Source organism: Thermovenabulum sp., from assembly GCF_049723235.1.
Classification (GTDB): Bacteria; Bacillota; Thermosediminibacteria; order Thermosediminibacterales; family Thermosediminibacteraceae; genus Thermovenabulum.
Map to the genome: position 1 here is coordinate 53,852 of NZ_JBNARB010000004.1, position 16,875 is coordinate 70,726.

14 protein-coding genes are annotated in these 16,875 nt (G+C 38.3%); 11 read left to right on the forward strand and 3 right to left on the reverse strand.

Annotated elements, in window-relative coordinates; translation table 11 throughout:
- Positions 1 to 2 precede the first annotated feature (2 nt).
- The 3 genes from ACPLOV_RS03280 to ACPLOV_RS03290 form a co-directional block, all read right to left on the reverse strand.
- Complete coding sequence (locus ACPLOV_RS03280) at positions 3 to 848, reverse strand: fumarate hydratase (protein WP_424908384.1); 846 nt, start codon at positions 846 to 848, stop codon at positions 3 to 5.
- Positions 849 to 932: 84 nt separating this feature from the next.
- Positions 933 to 1,844, reverse strand: coding sequence for a peptidase (locus tag ACPLOV_RS03285; protein ID WP_424908383.1), 912 nt, complete (start codon positions 1,842 to 1,844; stop codon positions 933 to 935).
- A 51-nt stretch (positions 1,845 to 1,895) separates the two neighbouring features.
- On the reverse strand, positions 1,896 to 2,939 hold the full coding sequence (locus tag ACPLOV_RS03290) for an Ldh family oxidoreductase (RefSeq protein WP_424908382.1): 1,044 nt from the start codon (positions 2,937 to 2,939) through the stop codon (positions 1,896 to 1,898).
- Positions 2,940 to 3,261: 322 nt separating this feature from the next.
- On the opposite strand from ACPLOV_RS03290, the gene ACPLOV_RS03295 reads away from it, so the two are divergent.
- The 11 genes from ACPLOV_RS03295 to ACPLOV_RS03345 all read left to right on the forward strand — a co-directional run bounded on the left by ACPLOV_RS03295 (position 3,262) and on the right by ACPLOV_RS03345 (position 16,832).
- Positions 3,262 to 3,675, forward strand: a complete 414-nt coding sequence (locus ACPLOV_RS03295; RefSeq protein WP_424908381.1) for a universal stress protein UspA — start codon at positions 3,262 to 3,264, stop codon at positions 3,673 to 3,675.
- 11 nt (positions 3,676 to 3,686) lie between these two features.
- Positions 3,687 to 4,241, forward strand: coding sequence for a phosphatase PAP2 family protein (locus ACPLOV_RS03300; RefSeq protein WP_424908380.1), 555 nt, complete (start codon positions 3,687 to 3,689; stop codon positions 4,239 to 4,241).
- A 97-nt stretch (positions 4,242 to 4,338) separates the two neighbouring features.
- On the forward strand, positions 4,339 to 5,715 hold the full coding sequence (gene pepV / locus ACPLOV_RS03305) for a dipeptidase PepV (protein ID WP_424908379.1): 1,377 nt from the start codon (positions 4,339 to 4,341) through the stop codon (positions 5,713 to 5,715).
- Between the two features lie 31 nt (positions 5,716 to 5,746).
- Complete coding sequence (locus ACPLOV_RS03310; protein ID WP_424910637.1) at positions 5,747 to 6,064, forward strand: YerC/YecD family TrpR-related protein; 318 nt, start codon at positions 5,747 to 5,749, stop codon at positions 6,062 to 6,064.
- 15 nt (positions 6,065 to 6,079) lie between these two features.
- Positions 6,080 to 8,275: a DNA helicase PcrA gene (gene pcrA, locus ACPLOV_RS03315; protein ID WP_424910638.1), complete on the forward strand. Its 2,196-nt coding sequence runs from the start codon at positions 6,080 to 6,082 to the stop codon at positions 8,273 to 8,275.
- Positions 8,276 to 8,300: 25 nt separating this feature from the next.
- Complete coding sequence (ligA, locus tag ACPLOV_RS03320) at positions 8,301 to 10,316, forward strand: NAD-dependent DNA ligase LigA (protein ID WP_424910639.1); 2,016 nt, start codon at positions 8,301 to 8,303, stop codon at positions 10,314 to 10,316.
- A gap of 69 nt (positions 10,317 to 10,385) precedes the next feature.
- Positions 10,386 to 11,531, forward strand: a complete 1,146-nt coding sequence (locus tag ACPLOV_RS03325; protein ID WP_424910640.1) for a pyridoxal-phosphate-dependent aminotransferase family protein — start codon at positions 10,386 to 10,388, stop codon at positions 11,529 to 11,531.
- A gap of 83 nt (positions 11,532 to 11,614) precedes the next feature.
- Complete coding sequence (gene gatC / locus ACPLOV_RS03330; RefSeq protein WP_424908374.1) at positions 11,615 to 11,905, forward strand: Asp-tRNA(Asn)/Glu-tRNA(Gln) amidotransferase subunit GatC; 291 nt, start codon at positions 11,615 to 11,617, stop codon at positions 11,903 to 11,905.
- A gap of 22 nt (positions 11,906 to 11,927) precedes the next feature.
- The gene (gene gatA, locus ACPLOV_RS03335; RefSeq protein WP_424910641.1) at positions 11,928 to 13,379 is read left to right on the forward strand and encodes an Asp-tRNA(Asn)/Glu-tRNA(Gln) amidotransferase subunit GatA; all 1,452 of its coding nucleotides are present in this window, start codon (positions 11,928 to 11,930) and stop codon (positions 13,377 to 13,379) included.
- Positions 13,380 to 13,391: 12 nt separating this feature from the next.
- Positions 13,392 to 14,819, forward strand: coding sequence for an Asp-tRNA(Asn)/Glu-tRNA(Gln) amidotransferase subunit GatB (gene gatB, locus ACPLOV_RS03340; protein WP_424910642.1), 1,428 nt, complete (start codon positions 13,392 to 13,394; stop codon positions 14,817 to 14,819).
- A 345-nt stretch (positions 14,820 to 15,164) separates the two neighbouring features.
- Positions 15,165 to 16,832, forward strand: a complete 1,668-nt coding sequence (locus ACPLOV_RS03345) for a peptide ABC transporter substrate-binding protein (protein ID WP_424910643.1) — start codon at positions 15,165 to 15,167, stop codon at positions 16,830 to 16,832.
- Positions 16,833 to 16,875 lie beyond the last annotated feature (43 nt).

The following is a 16,875-nucleotide window of genomic DNA, read 5'->3' on the forward strand; positions in this document are numbered from 1 at the left end:
AACTAAAGCTCTATTTCTTTATGCCTTGCTACATGGCATTGTATATTTATTGCAACGGGAAGGCTTGCTATATGTGCGGGGAATGTTTCAATGTGAACAGCTAAAGCTGTTGTGGTACCTCCGAATCCTTGAGGTCCTATACCGAGTTTATTTACTTCATTTAAGAGTTCTTTTTCTAAATCGGCAATTTCCGGCTGAGGATGATGTTGACCGATAGGTCTTAATAAAGCCTTTTTTGCTATCAATGTGGCAACTTCTATTGTACCGCCAATACCAACACCTATTATAATAGGAGGACATGGGTTGGAACCGGCTTTATCTACGGTTTCTAAAACGAATTTTTTAACACCTTCTACACCATCAGCAGGCTTTAACATACGAAGAGCACTCATGTTTTCACTGCCGCCACCCTTGGGTGCAAAAGTAATTTGCAATTTATCTCCGGGAACTATTTCATAGTGTACAATAGCCGGTGTATTATCACCGGTATTTTTTCTATGGATTAATGGATCGTTGACTATGGATTTTCTTAAATAACCGTTTTTGTAACCTCTTCTTACGCCCTCGTTGATAGCATCGGTCAAATTCCCGCCGACTATTCTTAAATCCTGACCAAGCTTGACAAAAAATACTGCAAACCCGGTGTCCTGACATATTGGAATGTTCTTTTCCTCGGCAATTTGATAATTCTTAATAATATCTTTTAAAACTTCTTTTCCTAAGGGAGAAGATTCCGTTTCATAATATTTATTAATTTCTCTTTTTACGTCATCGGGTAATATTATATTTGCATCAATACAAAGTTTTTCTACTGCAGATATTATTTCGTCTACATGGATTTCCCTCATATATTTCCCTCCTTCTAATAAATTCACGCCCCTACTAAAATAAAATAGTAGGGGCATTATGCGTTTTTCTTAGTTTAAATTAAATTACTCGGGAATTGCCATATCCGGTGTGCCGGCTTTGCTCTGTACAGCTTCCGGATAGTATCTTTCCACCATTTCTTTTACAATGGCGGCCTGTCTTGCCATATCTCTACCATTTTGAGCTGTGGTTAATTCACCATGACCGCTGATGACTGAGTTTCCAGTCTTGAGGTGAATAGGTGCGCCTACGCGTACCAATTCCGGTGCTTCATAAACCCTTATAAAACCACCGGATCCTGGAGGGTTATCGGTATGAACATCTAATGGAACATTGACCGAGGCTCTTAGAGCTGCTACCATGGGTAAGGTCATGTCTCTAACAGGGTTAATTGAATTGGCTCCGAGGTTTTCTAATAGTTTGAAGCTGGCGGGATTGCCGTGACCGCAATGGGCGGATACTTTAAAATGCATATTGCTTGGGAGCTCGCCAGCTTTCCTCATTTCATTAAGCACCCAGAGCAAGCCCTCATCGTAAACCAAAACCCCGCGGCAGCCTACTTCAGCAATTCTCTTTACATCTTCAATGGCTCTAACTATTTGCTCCATACCCCTCAACCTGTAACCGATTCTAACCCCCTGCTGACTGAGTCTTGTGGCGCTGGTGTCGTAAGTAGCCCTTGGACCTACCGAAAGGTTCAATTCGACCCGGTAGTATTTTGCAATAGCTACGTATTCTTTTAGTTCTTCTAAGGTGTGTCTGAAGCAACCATAGGTCTCATCAACCCTGTTTATGGTTACTCCTAACCTCTCCGCTTCTTCCATTAAAGCTTTAAATGCTTCCGAACTGTTAATGGTAGGCACTTCCAATCTGTAATGGGCTCCATCGGGGAATCTTTTGTCAGATGTGGGAAGGGAGTACAGATCACCCTCCGGTAATCCTAATTTTTTCATAAATTCTCTTGTTTTGTCAAACATTTTTTACCTTCTCCTTTCAATTTTATATTAAAAATTTTTATTTGAAAATTTTTATATTAAATTTTTAATTTTATACCGGGATGCCAAACTGTTGAATTCGTCGATTAAATTTGAATCCAAATTTATACCTTCTCTCAAAGTCTTTTCTTCAAGGTTGTTTTCTATTTCACCCGGTAGAAATATTTGAAGATTGTTAATTGAGGGTAGAGATTTGATTTTTCTAATAATTTCATCAATATTAGATTTAAATACATCCTTTTCAATAAAGTCATCGATATTTATAGCACAGAAAAGATGTCCGGTTTTTGAGGGACCGGTCATATCGGTGACATTTTTTACTTCACCCGTAAGGCAGGTGTTAGTAAGCACTCCGCACAGGATGTCTATTATTAAAGATAATCCCGAACCTTTTGGACCACCTATGGGAACAAGGCTTCCTTTAAGTGCTAAATCGGGATCATCGGTATCCCTTCCGGCAGGATCTAAAGCCCAGCCGAAAGGTATTTTCTGTTTTTTTAGCTTGGCTAACCTTATTTTTCCTCTTGCCACTACCGATGTAGACATATCTAATATTATTGGTTTTTCTTTTAAAGAAGGTATTGCTATGGAAAGCGGATTGGTTCCTAAAAGCGGAACACTGCTGCCATAAGGGGCTATTGCGGGAGAAGAGTTGGTAAATACAATTCCTATCATGTCGTGTTTTAATGCTAACATCGAATAAAAAGAGGCTATTCCAAAGTGGTTGGAGTTTTTAATGCCTACCAAACCCACTCCATATTTTTTTGCCAGGGTAATTGCCAACTTCATTCCGTAGAAACCTGCGATTTGCCCGAAACCATGGTCCGCATTGATTAATGCAGTAGCCTTTTTAATTTTTTCAGTTTTTATTTTTGCATTTATATTGGTTGCTTTTTTTTCAACCCTTTCTATATAAGTAGATACTCGAACCAACCCATGGGACTTTACTCCTCTTAATTCTGCGCATAAAATAGAATCTGCAACTATCTCGGAATGAGAATTATTTAAACCTACTTCTTTAAAAAGTTCTATTAAAAACCCTCTTAGTTTTGATACGGGAATAACTGTACTATCCAAGAATTCACCTCCTTTGACAAAGTATTTCACGAATTGTTTATTTATTATTTATAGCAAGAGTTATACCAATGGAAAGAAAAACAAAAAAATTATTAATAAAGTCCTTATCCTTTTAAAATGGTTAATCTCTGCAGCTAATGCCAATAATTTTTACGGCTTGTTAGTTCGGAATATTGCAATATGCAATATGTATTTCAATATGAAATTATCCTGGAATGAATGAAATCGAATTAATGTTATTTAGTTTTATTAATTTCAATTGAAAGAAAAGATTAATTTTTATATAATGAAAGTGTAGTTATATATTGAAAGGGGTTTTCCCATGATGACTATTTTTGACCCTGCAGTGGTGCACAGGGTAATGGTCTGTGTAACTCCTCAAAAAAGCTGCGAGAGGCTTATAAAGAGGGGTGCTGACAGGGCCAGAGAGTTAGGAGGCGAATTTTGCGTAGTATACGTTAATAAGTCAATGGAGTTAAATAAAGACCTTAAGGATCATAAAATACTTCTTGAACTTTTTGAATATGCAAAATCCCTGGGAGGTTATGTCTCAATATTAGCAGGTGAAAACGTCTATAACACCCTTTCCGATTACGCAAAAAAAAATAAGATTACTCATATAATAGTAGGAAAACCTTTACAGAATAATTTTGGTACAACGAAGGAAAAGGATATTATCAATCCTTTGATAAAAGCGGTAGAAAAAAATGGCATACCTGTGGAGGTTGTGGAATAGGAGGCTTTCAGGTGAGGGATAATATTAAAAAATTTTTAAATTTAATACATCATGGAGATAAAAATTTATTTTTTCTTTTTAACCATAAAATAAGATGTAAGTATCTGGATATTATTATGCCAAAAATTACCCATTTAGGAGGAGCCACCTTTTCCCTGTTTGTTTGCCTTTTCTTTTATCTATTCGGAAAGGTAGAGGCTAAATCTGCCGCTTTAGAAGCATTGATTACGTTAACGGGAAGCCAGGGGGTTGTGCAGTTTTTCAAAAAAACGATATACAGGAAAAGACCTTATCTTGATTTGCCCAATGTAAATACCTTTTGGAAAAAACTATTAAAAGATTATTCTTTCCCTTCAGGTCATACGGCAGCAGGGTTTTCGATAGCCGCTATATTCGCCTTTTATTTTCCAGCCTATTCCTATTTAATTTATTCTTTGGCTGCCTTAGTGGGAGTATCCAGGATTTATACCGGAATGCATTATCCTTCCGATGTATTAAGCGGTGCTCTGGTAGGTACTTTATTTGCTTTTATTACCCATGCGCTAACCGGGACTAATGGATTTTAAAACAGCTTTAATGCTGTTTTTTATTTTTTTTGAAAGGATTTTGTCGTTTAAAGTGGAATAATTTTAATAAGATATGAAATTTTTAGGAGGTCAGAAAATGAATCTGGAAGCAATTTTAAAAGAAAATGAAAATGCTCTCATAAATTCTGTTTGCGAGATTCTCAGGATAAGAAGTGTAGAAGAAAAACCGTTGCCCGGAATGCCCTTCGGAAAGGGTGTGGCCGATGCTTTAAATTATGTTTTAAAACTCTCAGAAAGTTTTGGCCTGAGAACTAAAAATTTGGATAACTATGTGGGTTGGGCAGAATGGGGAGAAGGAAAAGATTTGATAGGGGTTTTGGTACACTTGGATGTGGTTCCGGAAGGATCCAATTGGACTTATCCTCCTTTTGGCGGGGAAATTCATGATGGTAAAATCTACGGAAGGGGAGCCTCGGATAACAAAGGTCCTGCAATTGCTGCCCTTTTTGCCCTTAAAGCTTTAAAGGATGCAAATTTAAACTTTAAAAAAAGGGTTAGAATAATTTTTGGTACAAATGAAGAGTCGGGTATGGAATGTATAAAATATTACTTACAAAAGGACGAGATGCCTGCGATGGGCTTTTCTCCGGATGCAGAATATCCGATAATAAATGGAGAAAAGGGAATTTTAACCTTTTCCATTAAGGCCAAATTTGGTGATAACAATGGGAGTATATTTTTAACGGGTGGAGAAAGAGCAAATATGGTGCCGGATTATGCCCGGTGTGTGATAAATTATTACGATGGTCTGGAAAAGGACCTGGAAAACTTTAAAGAAAAGACTGGATTTTCTTTAGAGCTTGTTAAGAATGGCAGTGAGGCAACGATTAAATCCTTTGGAGTTTCTGCCCATGGAAGTATTCCGGAAAAAGGGCAGAATGCAATATCAAGGTTGATATCTTTCCTTGTGGAAATAAAAGCAGGAAGCCAGGACCAAAGAGAGTTTTTAAAATTCCTTATGGATAAAATAGGCTTTGAAACAAATGGCAAGAGTTTGGGTATTAATCTTGAAGATGAAATTTCAGGAAGGCTTACGTTAAATCTCGGGGTTATAAACATGAATGAAAATGAGGCGGAGGCAATAATAAATATAAGGTACCCCATCAGTTTCAAAGGAGAGGATATAATCGGGACAATTGAGCAGAATTTAAAAAACGGCATCTATATTGATAATGTTAAAAACAGTCCTCCTCATTATGTGTCCGAAGATAGCCCTATAGTTAAAGCCTTGAAAGCGGCTTATGAGAAGGTAACGGGAGAAAAGGCTTATTGCTTTACCATTGGAGGAGGGACCTATGCCAGAATGATGAAAAATACTGTGGCCTTTGGTCCTAACTTTCCCGGGAAACCCGAAGTAGCCCATGAAAAGGATGAATACATAGAAATTGAAGACTTGATTAAGAATTTTAAAATATACACTTATGTTTTAAAAGAATTGGCATGCGGAATTTAATTATATTTTATTTTAAGGAGGGCTATTCTTTATGGAATTAAAGGAACTTAAAGAACCGTATATTGACCGGCTTTTTGATGCAATTTTGATGATCCAAAATAAGGATGAGTGCTACCGCTTTTTCGAAGATATTTGTACCATCGGAGAGGTAAAGGCTTTAGCCCAGAGACTGCAGGTAGCAGAGATGCTTAAAGCAGGGTATACATACGGAGAGATAGCCGAGAAAACGGGTGCAAGCACGGCTACAATCAGCAGGGTTAAAAGATATTTACAGTACGGAGCGGATGGTTACAAAATTATTTTAGAGAGATTGGAAGAAATGGATAAAAATAAAAAAAATAATGAGTAATGGAGGTTATAAAAATTGCAGGAATTTTTAAAGGAATTAAACGACGCTCAACAAAAAGCAGTAACTTACGGCAGCGGTCCGATTTTAGTGTTAGCCGGGGCGGGCAGTGGGAAAACAAGGGTCATTACTTACAGGATAATTTACCTGATTGAGAAAATGGGAGTAAAACCGGAAAATATTCTGGCTATAACCTTCACAAATAAAGCTGCAAATGAAATGAAGGAGAGGGTACAAAAACTTTTAAAGGAAAAAGCGGAGGGACTGAATGTAAGCACGTTCCATTCGGCCTGTGTAAAAATTTTAAAGGAAAATGTGCCATTATTGGGATATAAAAAGTATTTTGTTATTTATGATACCGATGATCAGCAGAGTATAATAAAACAATGTTTAAAGGAATTGAATTTAGATGAAAAAAAATATCCCTTGATGGCCTGTTTGGAAAAAATAAGCGGATATAAAGAAAAATTGATTTGTGAAACCGAAGTTTTCGATAATGCCCGGGATATAAGAGAAAAGACTTTTTCTAATATTTATTTATTGTACCAGAAAAAATTGAGGGAGAACAATGCTTTTGATTTCGATGATCTGATAATGAAGACCGTAGAGCTTTTTAGAAAATATCCTGAGGTGCTGGATTATTACAGGGAAAAGTTTAAGTACATTCTTGTGGATGAATACCAGGATACTAACCATGCCCAGTACATCTTCATAAAACTTTTGGCGGAAAAGTACCGAAACCTCCTGGTTGTTGGAGACGATGACCAGAGTATTTATAGTTTCAGGGGAGCGGATATAAGAAATATTTTAGAGTTTGAGAAAGATTTCCCCGATGCTTTTGTGGTAAAACTGGAGAGGAATTATCGTTCTACTCAGACTATTCTGGATGCAGCCAATGAGGTAATTAAAAACAATTTTTCAAGGAAGGAAAAGAGGCTATTTACTGAAAAGGGAAAGGGCGACAAAGTTTTTTTTGCACAGCTCCAGAATGAGCATCATGAAGCCCTTTTCATAGGCAATGAAATAGAAAAGCTAATTAACAAAGGGTATTATTTTAAAAACATCGCTGTTCTTTACAGAACCAATGCCCAATCCAGAGTTTTTGAAGAAGTATTTCTGAAAATGGGTATCCCTCACAGGATTTTTGGGGGAATCAGGTTTTTTCAGAGGAAAGAAATAAAAGACATCGTTGCCTATTTAAGGCTCATAGAGAATGATGAAGATAATATGAGCTTGAGAAGGATAATAAATGTGCCCCGAAGGGGCATAGGAAGTAAAACGGTAGAACAGCTGGAAATTATTTCGGATCAAACGGGTAAGTCTATATTCCGATTGATAATGGAGGATAACCTTCCCTTCTCCCAATCCGTATGCAGAAAATTGAAGGAATTTGCTCTGATGATCGAGGATTTCAGGGAGTTAAAGGAAAGAACTGGAATTCCCGAATTGATAGAGAGAATAATTTTGAATACCGGATATCTGGAAGAACTACAGAATGAAGGCACGGAAGAAGCAAATGATAGGATTGAAAATATAAAGGAATTAATTTCGGTTGCCCGGGAATTCGTTTTAAGGAATAGCGAGGGAACCTTAGAGGAATTTTTATCCGAAATAGCGCTCTATTCGGATTTGGACAAGTATAGCGACGAAGAGGATGCGGTTACTTTGATGACTCTTCATAGCGCGAAGGGTCTTGAGTTTCCTGTTGTCTTTTTAGCGGGATTAGAGGAAGGGATTTTCCCCCATTATAAATCCCTTTTCAATACTGCCGAGCTGGAAGAGGAGAGAAGACTTTGTTATGTAGGTATTACCAGAGCAAAGGAGCTACTTTACCTTACCAGAGCATGGCAGAGAAATTTATACGGAAGGTCTTCTTACTATGACAAATCCAGGTTTATCAAAGAGATTCCAAAAAGATTAATCAAGGATGTGACACCGGGAAAAGAGAATTTATTTGACGAAGAAGTTGATTTGGTACTGGAAGAAAAAGATAACAAACCCGGAATTTATAAAGATACATCCAATTCAAAGAAGATTGAGAAACTTTCTTTTAATTTCAATCCCGGAGATAAAATTAAACATGCAAAATGGGGAGAGGGCATCGTAACGGAAGTTCACGGAACCGGTGAAGATGTAGAGATTACGGTATTCTTTGAAAAAGAAGGTAAAAAGCACCTTTTAGCCAAATACGCTCCACTTATTAAAATGAATTGACCTTACCTTGAATGGAGGTGGGGGAATGGATAGGGAAAAAGCCAAAAAAAGAATAGCCGAATTGAGAGAACTGATTAATTTTCATAATAAGCAGTACTATGTTTTCGATAATCCGCAGATATCCGATTCGGAATTTGACAATTTGATGAAGGAACTGCAAAGGCTTGAGGAGGATTTTCCTGAATTCATCACTCCTGATTCTCCTACTCAGAGGGTGGGAGGGGAACCTCTTTCGGCATTTGCCCAGGTAGTCCACCGGGTTCCTATGATGAGTTTATCCAATGCTTATACCAGGGAAGACCTGTTGGATTTCAACCGGAAGGTGGAAGAAATAGCAGGCTCAAAGGTAGAATACGTTGTTGAACTAAAAATAGATGGCCTGGCCGTCTCCATTACCTATGAAGATGGAATATATAAAAGGGCAGCAACGAGAGGTGATGGAGAAATTGGAGAAGATGTGACACAGAATGTGAGGACTATTAAGAGCGTACCTTTAAAATTGGAATTTCCTGGGGATAAAAAACCGAGAATTATTGAAGTAAGGGGAGAAGTTTACCTTCCAAAAGAAGATTTTAAAAAACTCAATGAAGAGAGGGAAGAGGAAGGACTTCCGCTGTTTGCAAACCCGCGCAATGCGGCTGCAGGTTCATTAAGACAGTTAGATCCAAGAATTACGGCGAAAAGGCCTCTTAATATATTTGTTTACGGTATCGGGTATTACGAAGGAATTGAATTTTCTACTCACTTTGAAATTCTCAAGTTCTATGAGGAAGTGGGACTTAGAGTAAACCCTTATGCCAAACTTTTTGCCAATTTTGCTGATGTCATAGATTACTGCATGAGCTTTATAGAAAAAAGGCATGAGCTTCCCTACGAAATAGACGGGATGGTAATAAAAGTAAATTCCCTTGAATTACAAAAAAAGCTGGGGTACACTGCTAAAAGCCCGCGCTGGGCGATAGCCTTCAAATTTCCTGCGGAGCAAAAAGAAACAACGGTAGAGGATATAATAGTAAGGGTAGGGAGAACAGGGGTTTTAACACCCACAGCTATCTTAAAGCCGGTGAGATTGGCCGGCAGTACGGTGAGCAAAGCAACGCTTCATAATGAGGACTACATAAAAGAAAAGGATATACGGATAGGGGATAAAGTAATAGTAGAAAAAGCGGGAGACATAATACCGGAAGTTGTGAAATCTTTAAAGGAAAAAAGAACCGGGAAAGAAAAGGAATTTGTAATGCCTGAAAATTGTCCCGAATGCGGGGAAAAAGTAATACGTCTTGCGGAAGAGGTAGCATATAGGTGCACCAATCCATCCTGCCCGGCCCAGGTAAGGAGAAGTATAGAACACTTTGTCTCAAGGGATGCCATGGATATACGAGGGATGGGACCCGCAATTGTAAATGCACTTTTATCAAATGGATTGATTAAAGATGCCGCCGATATATATTATTTAAAAAGAGAAGATCTTCTTCCTTTAGAGAGAATGGGTGAAAAATCTGTTGCCAACCTTTTAAAAGCCATTGAGGAGAGTAAAAAAAGGCCATTAGCAAGATTAATTTATGCCCTGGGAATACCTTTTATTGGAGAAAAATCCGCTTCCATTCTTGCCGAGAATTTTTCATCCTTAGAAGACCTGATGAATGCTTCCTATGAAGATTTGATAAAAATACCCGAAATCGGAGAAAAAATGGCTCAAAGTATAATTGCTTTCTTCAGCAATGAAGGGACCAAAAAATTTATAGTTAAACTAAGGAATGCGGGAGTAAATACTAAAGGTGAGGCGGAAAAGAAAAATAAAGAAGGAATATTAAAAGGTCTTACCTTCGTAATAACGGGAACCCTGAGGAATTTTTCAAGAAATGAAGTAAAGGAATTAATAGAAAGCCTCGGGGGAAAGGTTACCGATAGCGTAAGTAAAAAAACCGACTATTTAATATTGGGAGAAGAACCGGGGTCTAAATTGGAGAAAGCTCGAAACTTAGGAACAAAAATATTGAATGAGGAACAATTCTTAGAACTAATAAAAACTGATAAATAAAATTGCAAAATTTCGGCAATAAAAGCCAAATAACGACTTTTTATTTAAAAAAGAGGAGGCTCATAGAAAATGAAAGATTTTCTTCTAATGACTCCGGGGCCTACCTATGTGTCGGAAAGGGTAAGGCAGGCTATTTCTAAACCGATTACAAATCCTGATTTGGATGAAGAATTTTTTACCTTTTACGATGGTTTATGCGCTAAACTGGGGAAATTACTGAATACTAAAGAAGATGTACTTGTATTATGCGGGGAAGGAATTTTGGGTTTGGAGGCTTCCGTTGCCTCTTTGGTTGAACCCGGTGATAAGGTGCTTTGTGTGGCTAACGGTGTTTTTGGAGAAGGTTTTGGCGAATTTGTAGAAATGTACGGTGGTGTACCCGTATATATTAAAAAAGAATACAATGAACCTGTAACTAAAAAAGATTTGGAGGATGCTTTAAACAAAAACCCTGACGTAAAAATAGCAACTGTAGTTCACTGCGAGACCCCTGCCGGGCTAATAAATCCGATAGAAGAAATATGTCCGTATTTACACGAAAGAGAAATTATTACAATAGTTGATGCTGTTTCCTCTATCGGAGGCATAAGGATAAATACCGATGAATGGGGTATAGATGTTATTCTTGGAGGGTCTCAAAAATGTTTATCCGCCCCTCCCGGCCTGAGTTTTCTTTCATTAAGTAAAAAGGCCTGGGAAAAAATAAAAAACAGAAAAACTCCTATTAGAGGTTATTACTTGAATTTACTTTTATGGCAGGAAATGTGGAAAAAAAAGCGTATCTTCCCTTATACACAGCCCGTTTCGGATATTTACGGCTTAAACGAAGCGGTAAAAATAGCTTTGGAAGATGGAGAGGATATTTACCGGAGGCATAAAAAAATAGGGAAGGCCGTTAGAGAGACTTTAAAACAGGCAGGATTTCAAATTTATCCTTTAGAAGGGTTCGAATCGGATACGGTGACGGCCTTTAATATTCCCGAAGGTATTGACGATGAAAAGTTTAGAAGGCATCTACTTAAAAAATACGGGGTAATGATAGCAGGCAGCTGGGGAAAACTCTCTGGCAGGGTATGGAGAATAGGACATATGGGAGAAAATGCAAGGGAAGATAGGGTATTCAAGTTTTTTACGGAATTCCAAAAAGCGCTTCAGGATTTCCACCGGGATATTAATGGAAAAAAACTTTCAGAAATATTCGCCGGAACTTTATGATTTTCCGGCGATTAATTTTATTGTATATCGCAGGGTAAAATGATAAAATAATACTCGTTAAAAAATGAGAAAGAGGTGAAAACGTGAAGATTAGCAAAGAAACTGTAGAACATGTTGCTAATTTAGCGAGACTTTACCTGAATGATGAAGAAAAAAAAGAAATGGCAGAAAAATTAAGTTCTATTTTGGAATATATGGATAAATTATCCGAATTGGATACTTCAAATGTTCCTCCTACATCCCATGTAATTCCAATTCAAAATGTCTTTAGAGAAGACGTTGTTATGGAAAGCCTTCCTTTGTCAGAGGTATTAAAAAATGCTCCGGACAGCGAAAAGGGTTTCTTTAAAGTCCCAAGGGTTATTGAAGAATAAAGGTGAATAGGAGGTAACAAAATTGAAGTTTTATGAACTTACAATTCACGAAGCCCATCAACTCTTAAAAAAAGGTGAGATATCTTCAAAGGAATTAACCCTTTCTGTTATAGAAAGAATTCAAAAGGTGGAGGATAAGGTAAGAGCCTATGTAACAATCAACGAAGAGGAAGCTCTTAAAAATAGCGAGGAAATTGACAATACCAAGGACTTTTCAACACCCCTATCGGGTATTCCTGTAGCTATCAAAGATAATATATGTACATATAATTTGCGGACTACCTGCTCTTCAAAAATATTGGAAAATTTCATCCCCCCTTATGATGCAACCGTTATAAAAAAATTAAAAACAAATAATGCGGTAATAATTGGCAAGACGAATATGGATGAATTTGCCATGGGGTCCTCTACTGAAAACTCCGCTTTTTTCCCGACAAGGAATCCATGGGATCAAACAAGGGTTCCGGGGGGATCCTCCGGAGGCTCTGCAGCAGCTGTGGCCGCGGATGAATGTATATATGCCCTCGGTTCCGATACCGGTGGTTCTATCAGGCAACCGGCAAATTACTGCGGGGTGGTAGGATTAAAGCCTACCTATGGAAGGGTATCCAGATACGGTCTTGTCGCCTATGCTTCTTCGCTCGACCAGATTGGCCCTATTACCAAGGATGTAACGGATTGTGCCATTGTGCTAAATAGTATTTGCGGATGGGATGAGAAGGATTCTACTTCTGCCGATGTTCCTGTCGATGATTACACTAAATACCTTGTAGAAGATGTGCGGGGTTTAAAGATAGGGATTCCGAAAGAATACATGGGCGAAGGTATTGATGAAGACGTAAAATCGGTAGTTTATTCCACAGCTAAATTACTGGAGAAACTGGGAGCTGTTTGTGAAGAAATTTCCCTTCCCCATACCGAATATGCCCTGTGGGCATATTATATTATTGCACCGGCGGAGGCGAGCTCAAACCTTGCCAGGTACGATGGAATAAGGTATGGAGTAAGGGCAAAGAATTACGAAGATCTAATAGATTTATATAAAAAGACCCGAAGCGAAGGTTTCGGGGCTGAAGTAAAAAGAAGAATAATGCTTGGTACCTATGCTTTGAGCGCTGGTTACTATGATGCTTATTATTTAAAAGCCCAGAAAGTCAGGACTCTTGTCAAAAGGGACTTTGATAAAGCCTTTGAAAAATATGATTTAATTTTATCTCCCGTAGCCCCATCTACGGCTTTTAAAATAGGTGAAATGGTGGACGATCCTTTGAAAATGTATATGTCCGATGTATGTACCATCCCCGTTAATATGGCCGGTCTTCCGGCGATTTCGATACCTGTAAGTTTTTCTAACGGTTTACCGGTAGGGATACAACTTATTGGAAAAGCTTTCGACGAAGGAACCCTGCTTAAAGTTTCCTATACCTTGGAAAAAGCCGTGAATTTGGAAAAGAGAAAGCCGCAACTTGATTGAGGAGGTTGTAAGATGTCTTACGAAACCGTAATCGGCCTTGAGGTACATGTAGAACTGCTTACAAAATCTAAAGTTTTCTGCGGTTGCAGCACGGAATTCGGAAAAGATGTAAATACTCACTGCTGCCCGGTATGCTTGGGAATGCCCGGCGTTCTCCCCGTTACAAATAAAAAAGCGGTGGAATATGCGATAAAAGCTGCCCTCGCATTAAACTGCGAGATCGCTGAGTATTCCAAATTTGACAGGAAAAACTATTTTTACCCTGACCTGCCAAAAGCCTATCAAATTTCCCAGTATGACATGCCCCTGGCAAAAAAAGGTTATATTGAAATAGAGATTGATGGCAATATTAAGAGAATAGGGATTAACCGGCTTCACTTGGAAGAAGATGCGGGTAAGCTTGTCCATGAAGAAGGCAAGGGTTATTCCCTTGTGGATTTAAACAGGACGGGAGTGCCCCTGATAGAAATTGTATCGGAGCCTGATCTCAGGTCTCCGGAGGAAGCGTGGCTTTATTTAAATAAGTTAAAGACAATACTTCAGTATATTGAGGTTTCCGACTGTAAAATGGAGGAAGGATCTTTAAGATGTGATGTAAATATTTCCCTGAGGCCTGTGGGTTCGGAAAAATTCGGCAAGAAGGTGGAAATTAAAAATTTAGGGTCTTTTAAAGCTGTAAAACGGGCTCTGGAATACGAAGAAAAAAGGCAGAGGGAACTTTTGGAACAGGGCTTTGAAGTGGTTCAGGAGACGAGAAGGTGGGATGAAGCAAGGGGTATTACCACCTCCATGAGAAGTAAGGAAGAGGCCCACGATTACAGGTATTTCCCCGATCCCGATCTTGTACCGATGATTATTGATAAAAAATGGGTAGAAGAAATCAAAACCACCTTACCCGAATTACCCGATGAAAAAAAGAAAAGGTATATGAGGGATTTCGGTCTTCCCGAGTACGATGCATCGGTAATAACCTCCAGCAAGTCCTTTGCAAAATTTTATGAAGAATGTGTAGAACTTTATCATGACCCCAAAATAGTAAGCAACTGGGTTATGTCCGAGCTCCTTGGCCTGTTAAATGAAAAGGGCATGGAAATTGATGAAGTAACATTTAAACCCGCTGATTTTGTAAAAATGCTGAAACTTATCGATAATGGTACTATAAGCGGGAAAATAGCCAAGGATTTGTTCAAGGAAATGTTTGAAACAGGGAAAGACCCGGAAGTGATTGTTAAAGAAAAAGGATTGGTACAGATAACCGATGAAGATGAGATAAGAAAGGTAGCCCAGAAGGTTATAGATGAGAACAAAAAGTCTGTTGAAGATTACAAAAGCGGGAAGGAAAAAGCTTTTGGATTTCTTGTCGGTCAGATTATGAAAGAAACCAAAGGCAAAGCAAATCCGCAGTTAGCAAATAAGGTGTTAAAAGAACTATTAGGATAAAGACCAATAAAAATAAGCAGTTAATTTAATTTGTTAAAAATTTATATTGATAAATAGGGTGTTTTAAAATAAAATATTTGCTGTGTTTAATTTTAAGCCTCTTAAAGGCTTTTTTTATTTACAGTTATCACTTGTCAGACAACATTTTAAGATTAAATATCAGTAAAGAAGGAAAAATGAATTTTGTGGAGAATATATAAACTACGTTAAAATTAAAAACTTGGTTAAATTTTCACTTGTTATTCTAAGTTTTTAAATTTAAAATAAAGACTAAAAAGGGGGGATTGTAGAATAAAATTTAAATTAGGTAAAATTTAATTTTAAATTTTAACGGGAGGGAAATAAATGTTTAAGAAAAGCATAGCTTTGTTAGTAATTCTCTTATTGGTTGTGGGAATGCTCGCGGGCTGCGGAAGCCAGCAATCTTCAAATCAAAATCAGAATCAACAGCAGCAACAGCAAACACAACCCAAGGAAAAAGAATTAGTCTTTGCCATAGGTGCAGAAGTACCTAACCTCGATGCCCAGAAAGCCACCGATACTTATGCTATAATGGTAGGCAATGCGGTATTTGAAGGTTTGGTAAGGGTATATGATGGAAAAGTGTATCCCGGAATGGCTGAAAAGTGGGAAGTATCAGAAGATAAAACAACCTATACTTTCCATTTAAGGGATGCTAAATGGAGCGACGGCTCACCGGTTACCGCATACGATTTTGAATATGCAATCAAGAGACTTCTTGATCCAAACACAGCCTCCGAATACGCTTTCCAGGGTTATTATATTGTAAACGGTGAGGAATACAATACCGGTAAAATAACGGATCCCAACCAGATTGGCGTAAAAGCTCTTGACGATAAGACACTTCAGATAAAATTAAAGGTTCCGACAAAATATTTCGAAAGCTTGCTGAGCTTCATATCTTTCTATCCTGTAAAGAAAGATTTTGTAGAAAAGATGGGTGAAAAATACGCTGCCGATGCGGATAAGATGCTCTACAACGGTCCATTCATTTTGAAAGACTGGAAGCACGAGCAGGAATTAGTCCTTGAAAAGAACCCCAACTACTGGAACAAAGATGCTATAAAACTTGACAGGGTTAAAATTTTAGTGGTAAATGAAGCAAATACAGCCTATCAGATGTATGAAAACGGCGAACTCGATTTCGTAGGTATTCCTCCGGATTTCGTACAAAAACTCAAAGATGAGGGCAAGGCTTTGTTCTACTATGATGGTGCGGAATTCTACTTCCAGTTCAACGTAAAAAGACCCGGTAAACCATGGCTTGCAAATGAGAACTTCATTAGGGCCTTTGGTTTTGCAATAGACAGGGAAGATTGGATCAAAGCAGTGTTAGGTGGAGTATCCGATCCAGCAACAAGATACGTTCTGCCTCTGCTTTCCGGTGTAGAAAAGAAATTCGTAGAGGAATATCCCTATGAGTTCTATCCCAGGAAGGCCGATCCTGCAAAAGCAAAAGAGTACCTGGATAAAGCTCTAAAAGAGCTCAAGATTAGCGATCCTTCAAAGATTAAGATTGAATTCTTAACCGATGACAGCTCCAGGGCAAAATTAATGGCAGAAACGATTCAGGACATGATTAAGAAGAACTTAGGTATAGAACTCGTAATTAAGCAGGTGCCCTTCAAACAGAGACTTGAATTAATGAACAAATCCGACTACGATATAGTATTTGCCGGCTGGGGTCCCGACTACGATGACCCGATGACCTACATCGACCTCTGGGTAACCGGCGGCGGGCATAACAACACCGGATGGAGCAACAAACAGTACGATGAACTCGTAAAATTCGCAAAGACCACAACCGACTTCAAGAAACGCGCCGATGCCATGTTTGAAGCAGAAAAGCTACTCCTTGAAAAGGGCCCCATCGTACCCGTTTACTTCAGGCAGAGGGCATGGACGAAGAAGGATTACGTAACAGGCCTGGTAAGAAACTTCATAGGTCCCGACCCAGACTTCATTTATGCTGATGTAGAAGGGAAGAATTAAGTAGTTTCAAAGTTAAAAGATAAAGAGATAAGAGACGGAGGTA